The organism is uncultured Merdimonas sp. (genome assembly GCF_963929015.1).
Lineage (GTDB): Bacteria > Bacillota > Clostridia > Lachnospirales > Lachnospiraceae > Merdimonas.
In genome coordinates this window covers 233,337-244,725 of sequence record NZ_CAWVHE010000018.1, presented here as the reverse complement: position 1 = coordinate 244,725, position 11,389 = coordinate 233,337, and the positions used below count along the sequence as shown (strand labels likewise).

9 protein-coding genes and 1 pseudogene are annotated in these 11,389 nt (G+C 51.7%); 4 read left to right on the top strand and 6 right to left on the bottom strand.

The genetic code is table 11. The features are described 5' to 3' along the window. Positions 1-17: 17 nt before the first annotated feature. The 4 genes and pseudogenes from ABGT54_RS12275 to ABGT54_RS12260 form a co-directional block, all read right to left on the bottom strand. Positions 18-401 (bottom strand): annotated as a pseudogene (locus tag ABGT54_RS12275) (alpha/beta fold hydrolase); the annotation flags it as partial. 22 nt (positions 402-423) lie between these two features. Further along, positions 424-1,704, bottom strand: coding sequence for an L-serine ammonia-lyase, iron-sulfur-dependent, subunit alpha (locus ABGT54_RS12270; protein ID WP_346664329.1), 1,281 nt, complete (start codon positions 1,702-1,704; stop codon positions 424-426). 90 nt (positions 1,705-1,794) lie between these two features. Then, entirely contained in the window at positions 1,795-2,682 is an 888-nt protein-coding gene (locus ABGT54_RS12265) for a YitT family protein (protein ID WP_346664328.1), read from the bottom strand. A gap of 22 nt (positions 2,683-2,704) precedes the next feature. Next, on the bottom strand, positions 2,705-4,861 hold the full coding sequence (locus tag ABGT54_RS12260; RefSeq protein WP_346664327.1) for a Tex family protein: 2,157 nt from the start codon (positions 4,859-4,861) through the stop codon (positions 2,705-2,707). 168 nt (positions 4,862-5,029) lie between these two features. On the opposite strand from ABGT54_RS12260, the gene ABGT54_RS12255 reads away from it, so the two are divergent. From ABGT54_RS12255 to ABGT54_RS12240, 4 genes are all read left to right on the top strand, one after another. Continuing rightward, the gene (locus tag ABGT54_RS12255; RefSeq protein ID WP_346664326.1) at positions 5,030-5,632 is read left to right on the top strand and encodes a TetR/AcrR family transcriptional regulator; all 603 of its coding nucleotides are present in this window, start codon (positions 5,030-5,032) and stop codon (positions 5,630-5,632) included. A 23-nt stretch (positions 5,633-5,655) separates the two neighbouring features. After that, on the top strand, positions 5,656-6,576 hold the full coding sequence (locus ABGT54_RS12250) for a YegS/Rv2252/BmrU family lipid kinase (protein WP_346664325.1): 921 nt from the start codon (positions 5,656-5,658) through the stop codon (positions 6,574-6,576). Positions 6,577-6,664: 88 nt separating this feature from the next. After that, complete coding sequence (locus ABGT54_RS12245) at positions 6,665-7,333, top strand: phosphatase PAP2 family protein (RefSeq protein WP_346664324.1); 669 nt, start codon at positions 6,665-6,667, stop codon at positions 7,331-7,333. An 82-nt stretch (positions 7,334-7,415) separates the two neighbouring features. Further along, complete coding sequence (locus ABGT54_RS12240; protein ID WP_346664323.1) at positions 7,416-7,838, top strand: hemerythrin family protein; 423 nt, start codon at positions 7,416-7,418, stop codon at positions 7,836-7,838. 83 nt (positions 7,839-7,921) lie between these two features. Here ABGT54_RS12240 and mutY read toward each other — a convergent pair whose 3' ends face one another. Next, positions 7,922-9,688 carry an A/G-specific adenine glycosylase gene (mutY, locus tag ABGT54_RS12235; protein WP_346664322.1) on the bottom strand — a complete coding sequence of 589 codons (1,767 nt, stop codon included), beginning with the start codon at positions 9,686-9,688 and terminating at the stop codon, positions 7,922-7,924. After that, the gene (locus tag ABGT54_RS12230; protein ID WP_346664337.1) at positions 9,689-11,374 is read right to left on the bottom strand and encodes a DUF4091 domain-containing protein; all 1,686 of its coding nucleotides are present in this window, start codon (positions 11,372-11,374) and stop codon (positions 9,689-9,691) included. Positions 11,375-11,389 lie beyond the last annotated feature (15 nt).

Below are 11,389 nucleotides of genomic sequence, written 5' to 3'. Positions count from 1 at the left end.
CACTAGATCGCGTGTTGGATCAGGCTCTTAAGCCCCTCCGGTTTATAGTTGCAGACATAATCCAGAAGCAGCATACCGCCCCAGGACTGTCCCAGAAGATGGATCTCATCCAGACCCAGGTGCTCCCGGATCGCCTTGAGTTCTTCGATCCAGGTCTCAGCTTTCCACAGATCCGGACGGTTGTCCACATAAGACTCTCCACATCCGATCTGATCGTACATTACCAGCTCGCGGCCATCCTCTTCTGCCAGACGGTCCAGCACCTCAAAATAATTGTGCGTGGATCCCGGTCCTCCATGCAGAAGAACCAGCGGCTTTTTATTTCCTGTCTTCTTTCCTACGATACGATAATACGTTTTGTACTCCTTAAATGGCATATAGCCTTCCCTGATTTCCATAATGAAAACCTCCTTTTGTTATCATTTATTCTTCAATCATCATTTTGATAATCTCTTCGTTGGTCTCCCTCATACCATCTTTCCCCAGCCGTCCGATGTTATGAATGGTTGCCTCCACACCCCGGGTAACGATCCCGTCTCCTGCGTAGAACTGCTGTCCGCGGATATACATATTGTATCCCAGGATGCCGGCGTCTACAGACTCTGCGATCTTGGCCGCGCAGGACGCCTTGGCTCCGTCACAGACCATGCCGGACACAATGGCCAGCGCGTTTACAACGGTGTGGATCACTTCCTCATATCCGCCGCCGCACAGGTAGGCAATACCGGCTCCTGCCGCAGCTCCGGCGCTGACTGCCCCACAGTATGCAGACAGTCTGCCAATCCCTGTCTTTTGATGGATGGCCACCAGATTGGAAAGCGCAAGTGCCCGGTAGGTCTTATCCTCGCCGACCTGCAGCTCTTTGGCGTATTCCAGCACCGGAAGGGAACAGGTCATGCCCTGGTTGCCGCTTCCCGCATTGATGATCACCGGCAGTTCACAGCCGTTCATCCTGGCGTCAGATCCTGCAGCCGCCCGGGCCTTTGCCCGAACCTTCACATCACTGTCGCCATATGTTTCCAGAAGGACCCGTCCGATATTGGCGCCGTAGTCTCCTCTTAGACCCTCGTCTGCGATCGCGGTATTGTATTCGATCTGGCGACCGATCACTTCCCGGATATCCTCGATCTCTACGGTGTTAATAAAGTCCCAGATATCCTCCACATCCAGAAGGCTCCGGTCTGTCAGTCCTTCTTCGTTCTCCCCTTCCACCGGAATGTCCAGAAGCACCTTGTGATCCTTTTCAATATGTACGATATTGGTGTGATAATTGGCGATCCTTACCATTGCATAAGAATCTCCTTTTGTTACGGTAACGATGATCTCAAATGTGATCCCGTGATCCACATGCTCTACCGTGATCTTTCTGGTCTGCAGAAATTCCTTCATCGCCTCAATCTGCTCTTCTGTTACCTCCGCGATCACTTCCAGCTCTTTCTCTGCCCGTCCGGCTATGATCCCTGCCGTAGCCGCAGCCGGGATCCCTTTCAGGTGATTGGTGTTTGGCACGATCACGCTCTTTACATTTTTGATAATGCTGCCGCTGGCCTCCACCTTCACTTCATCGGGAATCTCCCCCAGCACCTCTCTTGCTTTTGCCGCCGCATAAGCAAGAGCGATGGGTTCCGTGCATCCCATGGCCGGAACCAGTTCTTCCTTCAATATCTGGACATAGGCCTGATATTTTTCATCCTCTCGTTTCACGACTACACTCCTTTCGTTTCCCCTGATATCTTACTTATCATTATATAGATAAAGAGACAGGATTCCTACCCCTTTTCTGTCATTTGCCCTCTATTTTTCTGCCCGGGCCGCATCTTTTTCATAGACTCTGTCCAGCGTAAATCCCCGTCCGCTGACTTCATTGATCTGACTTACAGTAATAAACGCCTTGGCGTCCACCGCCTGCACCAGCTCCCGCAGGGCGTACAGCTTCCGGTTCTGAAGCACGCACATCACGCCTTTTTGCTCTCTGGCGTCATAGCCGGTCTCAATGTAAAATAAAGTCACGCCCGCGTCTATCTCTGTCAGCACCTTCTTCCTGATCTCTTCATACTTGTCAGAAATAATAAACACCTGGATCTGCGACTTTCCAAAAAGCATTACCTTATTCATAAATAAAGTCTCCAGCACCAGAGTAATGATACCATAAAGGACCTGCTCTGAAGTGGAATCAAAGATCTGGCTCCCCAGCACCAGAAAGTCCACCACATACAACAGCACGGCCACCGGAATATGGAACCATTTGTTAAAGATCAGGGCGAAGATGTCTGTACCTCCTGTGGACGCCCCCACTCTTACGATCATACCGATGCCTGCTCCCAGGATCACACCTCCATAGAGGGCCGACAGCATAATATTCTCCGACAAAACGTCAATCCCCGGGATCATCTGGATGGCCTGCAGGAGCACAGGATAGAGAAAGGTGCTTGCAATGGTGGTTACAGCAAACTTTTTCCCCAGCACAATGGTTCCCCAGATAAACAGCGCCGCGTTCACGGACAGCACCAGCATGGACAATGGCAGCGGAATGATCCTGCTAAGCAGAAGGCCGATACCGGTAGCCCCGCCCATGATGATTCCCTGTGGCACAATAAACGCGGCTACCGCAAAGGCGATCAGGGCATTTCCGCCCACAACGCCGATCACGGTCCCTGCAAGTTTCCTTTTCTTCGTCCCCATATCTATAACCTCTCTTTCCTTCTTAGGAGATTCCCTTCATGGTAAGCTGGATCCGCTTCTTCTTCAGATCCACGCTTAATACCTTCACATCCACCACATCGCCCACATGCACCACTTCCAGCGGATGTCTGATAAATTTCTTCTCGCTGATCTCGGAAATGTGGACCAGTCCGTCCTGGTGGACTCCGATATCTACAAACACGCCAAAATCAATCACATTCCGAACCGTTCCCTTTAAGATCATTCCTTCTTTGAGATCCTTCATATCCAGCACATCCGTCCTTAAAATGGGGCGGGGCATCTCGTCTCTTGGATCTCTTCCCGGCTTCTCCAGCTCTGTTACGATATCCTTAAGCGTGATCTCTCCGGTTCCAAGCTCTCCGGCCAGGGTCCGGTAATCGCGGATGGTTAAGGACAGTCCGGAAAGCCTTCCATTCCTGATGTCTTCCGGTGTGAATCCCTGCTTCTCCAGGAGTTTTCTGGCCGCTTCATAAGATTCCGGGTGTACCGCAGTCGCATCCAACGGATCTTTACCTCCGGAAATCTTCAGGAATCCGGCGCACTGCTCGAACGCTTTCGGTCCCAGCTTCGGTACTTTCAAAAGCGCCTGACGGCTTTCAAATCTGCCGTTCTCTTCCCGGAAGGCCACTATGTTTTTTGCCACCGTTCCGGAAATACCCGAGATATAGGACAACAAAGGCGCAGAAGCTGTGTTCAGGTCCACGCCCACCCGGTTGACGCAGGATTCCACCACGCCGGTGAGGGCTTCGCTTAGTTTCTTCTGATTCATGTCATGCTGGTACTGTCCGACGCCAATCGCCCTTGGATCAATCTTTACCAGCTCTGCCAGGGGATCCTGAAGTCTCCTTGCAATCGAGGCAGCGCTTCTTTGTCCCACGTCAAACCCGGGGAATTCTTCACTGGCAAGCTTGCTGGCCGAATAGACCGACGCGCCTGCCTCGCTTACGATCACATACTGCACCTTCCTGGGGATCTCCTTTAAAAGCTCTACGATAAACTGCTCGGATTCCCGGGAAGCCGTCCCGTTCCCCAGAGAGATCAATGTAATGTTATATTTTTCAATGAATTTTTTCAGAACATCTTTCGCCGCTTTGATCCTGGCCGACGTTGTGGGCGCCGTCGGATAGATGACCGTGGTTGCGATCACTTTTCCGGTGGGATTTACCACCGCAAGTTTACAGCCAGTGCGAAACGCCGGATCCCATCCAAGCACCGTATGCCCTTCAATGGGCGGCTGCATCAGAAGCTGCTCCAGATTCTTCTTAAACACCTCTATGGCTCCGTCTTCAGCTTTTTCTGTCAGCTCATTTCGGATCTCCCGCTCGATAGCCGGCGCGATCAGCCGCTGATAGCTGTCCTGGATCACCTCTTGCAGAATGGGCGCCGTATGAAGATTGTCTCCTCTTAGGATCTGTTTTTGCAGATATCTTAGGATCTCCTCCTCCGGAGCCTCCACCTTTACAGTCAGGAATTTTTCTTTTTCTCCCCGGTTCAGAGCCAGCACCCGGTGTCCGGCAAGCTTTGCCACCGGTTCCTCAAAGTCGTAGTACATTTCATAGACAGATTCGACCTCCGGATCCTTTGCCGTTGACGTGATTTTGCCCTTTTTCCGGGTCAGCGCCCGGATATAGGTCCGGTAATCCGCTTCATCGGAAATGGATTCTGCCAGGATATCCTTTGCCCCGGCAAGCGCCTCCCCGGCATTTTCCACTCCTTTTTCCGGATCCACATAGTCTTCGGCAAGTGTAAGCAGCGGCGTTTCAGCCTTTTGCAGACGGATCAGCGCCGCCAAAGGCTCCAGCCCCTTTTCTCTGGCAATGGAAGCGCGGGTCCTGCGCCTGGGCCGGTAAGGGCGATAAAGATCCTCCACGGCAACCAGTGTCTCTGCCGCCAGGATCTGCTTTTTCAGTTCTTCCGTCAATTTCCCCTGCTCTTCGATACTTCCCAGCACCTGCGTCTTCTTTTCTTCCAGCCCTCTTAAATAGGTAAGCCTCTCATAAAGGCAGCGGAGCTGTTCGTCGTCCAGTGTGCCGGTGGCCTCCTTGCGGTACCTGGCGATAAAGGGGATCGTATTTCCTTCGTCGATCAGGGATACCGCCGCATCCACCTGCCATTTTTTTACTCCCAGCTCTTCTGTGATCTTCTGACTGATATCCATATATGATAATCCTTTCTTATATTAAAAACACCGGAACTAATTATAACGAATCTTTCCCCCTTCCGCAACCGTCTTCCCTATACCGAGTTCACTCTGTTTTCTTGAAAAAGCCCCTGTCTCATGCTATACTTGACTCATCGAGATCATTGAGAAAAGGGGAGTTTTCTTATGGAGACAACGACACAGGAGCTTTCCAGGCAGCAGCAGAAATCAAGAGAGACGAAGGCCCGGATCTTTCAGGCCGCTAAAACGATCCTTCAGGAGCAGGGCTATGAAGCTCTGTCTATCAAGAATATCTGCGATGCCGCAGGAGTATCCAACGGAAGTTTCTATCACCACTTTAAGACCAAAGACGACCTGCTCTCTTATTACATTGAAGAGCAGCCCAGCATGGATCCCGGTTATCTGGATCTCCCGGCCACGCCTGACGAAGCAAAGGATGCAATAGTCCGGGTCTATCTGAATTATGTCCACTATTGCCGGGAGCTTGGCGTTGCCTTTATGGCCAATTACTATACGCCAAAGAACCAGTCCTTAAATCCGCTGACCCGCACGGAACGGTCCTATCCTATCGTGACGGTCCATGATTATCTGCAAAAAGCCATGGAGGCCGGTGTGATCACTCTGCCGCTTCCGCTGGAAGAAGTAACTTCGGACATCCGGATCATTGTCATCGGCAATGTATTTGACTGGTGTCTGCAAAACGGCCACTCCGACTTTGAAGGGAACATGGAACGGTCTCTTCGCGTATATCTGGACGGCCTGTTCTGACCTGTCCGAAAAAGGAGTCATGTATGTATTATTTTATCGTCAATCCGGCCGCAAGATCGGGCCAGGGAGAAAAGACCTTTCAGAGGCTTCTTCCCCTTATTGAAAAACAAAAGATCGAATACCAGGTGTTTTTCACCAGATACCAGGGGCACGCAACAAAGCTTGCCCGGGAACTTACCTCGGGCGGTCGCAGGAACACGCTCATTGTTGTTGGCGGAGACGGCACAGTCAATGAAGTGATCAACGGCATTTCCGATCTTGCCGGGACAATGCTTGCCTATATCCCGGTTGGCTCTGGCAATGATCTGGCCCGGGGGCTTGGGCTTCCCACAGATCCAGCGGAAGCTCTCCTTGCGGCGCTGTCAGCTCCCTGCCGTCCGCTGGACGTGGGCTGTGTCCGCTGGGGCGACAAAAAGCGCCGGTTTCTTGTCAGCGCCGGGATGGGCTTTGACGCCGCCGTCTGCCAGCAGGTGATGCTTTCTCCTCTGAAAGCTTTGCTGAACCGCCTGCATCTGGGAAAACTTACCTACACCGGGGTTGCCCTTCGCCAATTGTATCTTCTGTATCCGCAGGATATGACGCTGATCCTGGACGACCATCGGAAGATTTCCCTTTCCAGAGTCTATTTTGCCACAGTCATGAACCTGCCCTGCGAAGGGGGCGGTTTCCGTTTCTGCAAAGGTGCAAGCCCTCTGGACGGACGCCTGGATGTGATCGCTGTCTGCGGTCTTCCCAAGCCTCTGCTCCTTCTCGCGCTGCCCCTTGCCTACGCCGGCCTTCACACCAGGCTCCCCGGCGTATACCGGTTCACCTGCCGGTCCGCAGAGTTCATAAGCCAGGCGCCCCTTGCGGTCCACACAGACGGCGAACCACTTCTTAGGCAGCCAAGAATCAAGGCGCGGCTGGAAAATGAAAAACTTCTTATGAAAATTATTAATAAATAGTGAACTCAGTTGTTGATTCATTTTTTTCATGTTATAATCCTTGAGTAATCCGGAAATACTGAAAATATTTGCAAAGGGAGTATGCAAAATGAAGGCTTTAAAGAATACCGGAAAGCTGCTGAAAAAATACAGCCATGCATGGGTGTTTCTGTATGCGCTGATCTATATGCCCTGGTTTACCTGGCTGGAACACCGGACCGGCGTGCGCTACACCATGATCCACTCGCCGCTGGATCCTTATATTCCGTTTGTTGAATATTTTGTGATCCCGTATCTTCTGTGGTTCTTGTTTATCTCCGTCACCGGCCTTTACTTTTTCTTTACGGAAAAGCAGACATTTTACCGGATGGCGGCTTTTACCATTACCGGGATGACACTGTTTCTCATTATCTGCACATTCTTCCCGAACGGGCAGGATCTGCGTCCTGCGGTCTTTGAACGCGACAATATTTTTGTCCGGATGGTGCAGATCATATACGCCACCGACACTCCCACCAACGTGCTCCCAAGTCTCCATGTTTTTAATTCGCTGGGAGCGGCCATCGCCATCGCCCACAGCAGCCGGCTGAAAAAGAAAAAAGCCGTCCGCATTGGGGCCTGGCTTCTGACCACATTGATCATTCTGTCCACAGTATTTTTAAAGCAGCATTCTGCCACCGACGTGTTTGCCGCTTTTGCCATGGCTCTTGTGATCTATCCGCTGGTTTATGTCACCCAGGAAAAGAAAGCGCCCGGACTTCTGAAACAGCCCACATAAATTCCAGGTCTTTTGTTTCAAAGAAAGAAAAAGCATGTTATAATAACCACAGAAAAAACCTGTGACAGGAAGGAGAGCAATTATGTACGCAGAATTTACTGATAATCTGGTAACCGGAAATGAGATGATCGATTCCCAGCACAAAGAGCTGATCGACCGCATGAACAAACTGCTGGAAAGCTGCGAGCAGAGCAATGACAAAGCTGTTGCCGTCAAGACGCTGGACTATCTGGCGGATTATACGGATTTCCATTTCTCAGCAGAAGAACAGCTGCAAAGAGAGATTGAATATCCCGGATTTGCCAAACACCAGGAACAGCACGAGGCCTTCCGCCAGACCATCAAAGAGTTAGACGAGATGCTGGAGGAAGAAGAGGGTCCGTCCAATGCTTTTGTACAGAAGGTTCAGGAAAATATCGTAAACTGGTTCTACACCCATATCCAGGGATTCGACCGTTCCGTTGCTGAGTACAAGAATATGCGTGAAAACAACGAACGCTTATAGAAGCGAAAGGCGTCTTGCGCCTGATCCGAAGGAAATGTCAGAGAGGCTTTGCAGACAAAATGCAAAGCCTCTTTTTTATGCTTTTATAATTCGTTTTCCTGGCTGCTGATCCCTTTCTCGATCCCTGCATGTCTGACATAAATCTCAAATGCAGACGGGATGGAATATTTTTTCCCGATCTCTTCCGGCAGGGCAAATAAGAAGCCTTTCTCATTCGTCTTTTCCAGCTCATCCACCAGGATCTCATATCCGGTCATATGCCACTCGATATGGCTAAAGATATGTTTTGCCTTTTCCAGAGGCCGTACCCGGACCGGCGCAAGGCCGATCTCTTTGCAGTACGCCGTCACCTCGTCCATCGTCAGATGCCCCTCTACATTGGGAAATTCATAGAGCCCGGCAAGCAGCCCTCTTCCAGGTCTCTTGCGGACAGCCAGTTCTTTATGATCTTTAAAGAGCAGTACGGTACGGTCCTCGATCCTTCTTGCCTTTGCTTTACTCTTCACCGGGATTTCCCCGGTCAGCCCCTGCTTCCTGGCTTCACAAAATGTGGCAAGGGGACATTCCTCACAACGGGGGCTGCCATTTGGCACACAGACGATGGCGCCAAGCTCGATCAGCCCCTGATCAAAATCGCTGGCCGCGTCTTTGGGGATCACTTCCTGGAGGGCTTCTTCTACCTTGCGCTTCACCGATTGCTTCATAATATCCGCATGGCTTCCTGTAAGACGCATAACCACCCGCAGCACATTGCCGTCCACTGCAGGCCTTGGAAGGCCGTAGGCAAAGGCGCTGATGGCGCCTGCCGTATAGCTTCCGATGCCTTGTAACGAGCAGATCTCCTCATACGTCTCCGGAAATTTTCCCCCGAAATCCACCATGATCTGTTTGGCCGCCTTCTGCATGTTCCGCACCCGGTTATAATATCCCAGACCCTCCCACAATTTCAAAAGCACGTCCTCTTCTGCATCGGCCAGATCCCGGACTGTGGGAAGCCTTTTTAAAAACCGCTCGTAGTATGGCTTTACCGCTTCCACCCGGGTCTGCTGCAGCATGATCTCCGACACCCACACCCGATAGGCGTCCGGATCTTTTCTCCAGGGGAGATCCCGCTTATGCTCCTGATACCAGGTCACCAGCGGATCTGCCATCTCGTAGAGCGCCGGATTTTCCAGAGCCACCGGCACCGGATCCGCGATATGAACCTCCTCCGGAGAGACCAGGCAATCGTAAGCCAGCACCTGTACGCCGCTATCCGCCGCTTCCTTTAAGGCTCTGGCAAATTCCGGATGGGTGTCTGTATTCGGCGTAAAAAACCGGACTCCTTTCATCTGGATCACAAAAAAGACGTAAGCCTGATACCCGTTTTTGACCGCCTCTTTTAATTCTTCCATATGCTTCACCGCCCGGTCGCTTGGCGCGTCCGGGAACCGCACCCGTCCGTCTTCTTCCAGGGTCACGCCTTTGACTTCCATCAGGATCTTCTGCCCGTCTGCCTCCACATACAGGTCAAACCGGGAATTTCCATAGGTATACTCTGGCCGGATCCTGGTAAGATCATGAAAGAGATTGCCCGCTTCCAGCCATTCCTTTACCAGAACATTGGGAGCCTGAGAATCCATGTTGATCATCCGCTCTCCCTTTTCCACTGCGATCAGATCCCACTTCGTCTTCCTCTCCGGGTTCCCGGAGCGCTCCAGATACACCTTTGCCCCCGGCACCAGAAGTTCCCGGCACCGCCCGGTATTCTTTACATGCACCGTTTCTTCCCTGCCACTGATCTCTACTTTTGCAATAAAGCGATTGGGCCGGGAATGGAAAATTCCCGGCTCGATATGTTCATACTTCATCTATAAGTCTCCCTTAGCTGTGTCTTTTACAAGCTTCTCGATCTCCCGGTTGATCCGGTTTCTGAGCGTCAGAAGGTACATGTCTGACTTCGGATATTTCCGGAAGGTCAAAGGTTCCGCCAGATCTCCCTCGATCAGTTCCATCACATGCTCCTTAGAAGTCAGGCTCTCCAGAAGCTTACATGCCCGAAGATCTGTCAGCGCTTCGTAATGTACCATCATACGGATCGACTCTTCCGGATGACGGTCCTTTCCCGGATAGACCAGGAAGGGATCCCCGGCCGGGAACGCATTGCCAGCGTCTGTCACCTCATAGGGATTGATATGCTCAATGGAAAACTGGGTGTTGTAAAAATTATAGCCCCAGTGCAGGATTCCAATAATATCGTACTTATACAGCTGTATACCGTAAATCCTGTTTCTTGCAGAAGGCATGGACATGAAGCGGTTGCTTACTTCATAGAACTGTCCGGTACAGTAATAGGTCCACATGTCCGTCAGGCCGTGTTCGAGAAATTCTTCGATCTCATTATTGCCCGGGATCGGTTTCTCTACCAGACCATGCTTATAAAACTCGTAGCTGGAAAGTGCGTCAAAGGTATGGAAACCGGAAAGCAGATCTCCCAGAGATCCTCTGGCAGCGCGGTAGCTTTCCAGATGCTCTTCTCCCGGCTCATCGGAGATATGAAAATAGGTCTGCCCGGCAATCCCCCATTCTTTCAGCTTTTCGGTCAGCCGCGGAAGAAAGGCGTGCAGGAAATTCGTGTACTCGCCCACAGCCGGCGTATGCCAGCCAAAGATCTTTTCTTCTTTTCCCTCCACCTTTGCCACTACCTTGGGCGCATATTTCGCACCCCACTGGGAAAAAAGATGGGACATCTCAAAGTATTCGATGCCATATTTCCGGCACAGGTCGATCCAGCGCTTCACCTTCTCAAATCCAAAGCTGTACTGTCCGTCCTGTACTTCCACCTCTACCAGCTGGGTAGTGGTCCGCTCCAGCCCCACCGCTGTGTCGAGCGGAGAAGTAAATAACGGCACCAGCATCATATTGCAGCCCCGCTCCACATATTCCGCGAAGAAGTTTTCCAGGATCTGCCAGTGCTCTTCCGAAAATACCGGCACCTGATAATAATCCGCCAGACAGTCGGCGTGCATCCACTCTGTATGTATGATCTCCTGCTTCGGCAGGGCGGCCGCGATCACACGAAGCCTGGCAGTACAGGATGAGACCGGCTCCTCTTCTTTCAGAAGACGGATCTCTATCTCATAATCTCCGGCCGGGATCTGGTCTGTTACCTTTACATCGATCCACAGACTTCTCCACTGACGGGAGCACACGATCACGTTCCGGTCTTCCGGCAGATCCCGCAATAGATCCGGATAGAGCCCGGATGTGGTCTTTAAGTAGTTATCATCCACGATCCCGTTGGTGGCCCGTCCCACCGGCACCTGCTCCACCGTCCGCACCCGCACGGCGTCCGCGATCTCTGATACCACCTGTACCTGAAGCTGCTCCCGCGCAAAAGCGTCGCCGGTATATGCCGCCTGGAACGACACGGTCTCTCCCCACAGGGCGCTTAACTTCACGCACTCCGGCCGGTAGACCGGCTCCTCATCCTGAAAGACTTTGTCCAGGGAGCTTAATAATTTCATCTCGTAGTTGATTTCTGTCTGCGTTTTCAGCATAGAACTGCCTCC

Coding starts and splice junctions, on each gene's coding strand:
- ABGT54_RS12265 (WP_346664328.1), bottom strand. CDS start 2,682: ATGGGGACGAAGAAAAGGAAACTTGCAGGGACCGTGATCGGCGTTGTG.
- ABGT54_RS12255 (WP_346664326.1), top strand. CDS start 5,030: ATGGAGACAACGACACAGGAGCTTTCCAGGCAGCAGCAGAAATCAAGA.
- ABGT54_RS12245 (WP_346664324.1), top strand. CDS start 6,665: ATGAAGGCTTTAAAGAATACCGGAAAGCTGCTGAAAAAATACAGCCAT.
- ABGT54_RS12240 (WP_346664323.1), top strand. CDS start 7,416: ATGTACGCAGAATTTACTGATAATCTGGTAACCGGAAATGAGATGATC.
- ABGT54_RS12260 (WP_346664327.1), bottom strand. CDS start 4,861: ATGGATATCAGTCAGAAGATCACAGAAGAGCTGGGAGTAAAAAAATGG.
- mutY (WP_346664322.1), bottom strand. CDS start 9,688: ATGAAGTATGAACATATCGAGCCGGGAATTTTCCATTCCCGGCCCAAT.
- ABGT54_RS12250 (WP_346664325.1), top strand. CDS start 5,656: ATGTATTATTTTATCGTCAATCCGGCCGCAAGATCGGGCCAGGGAGAA.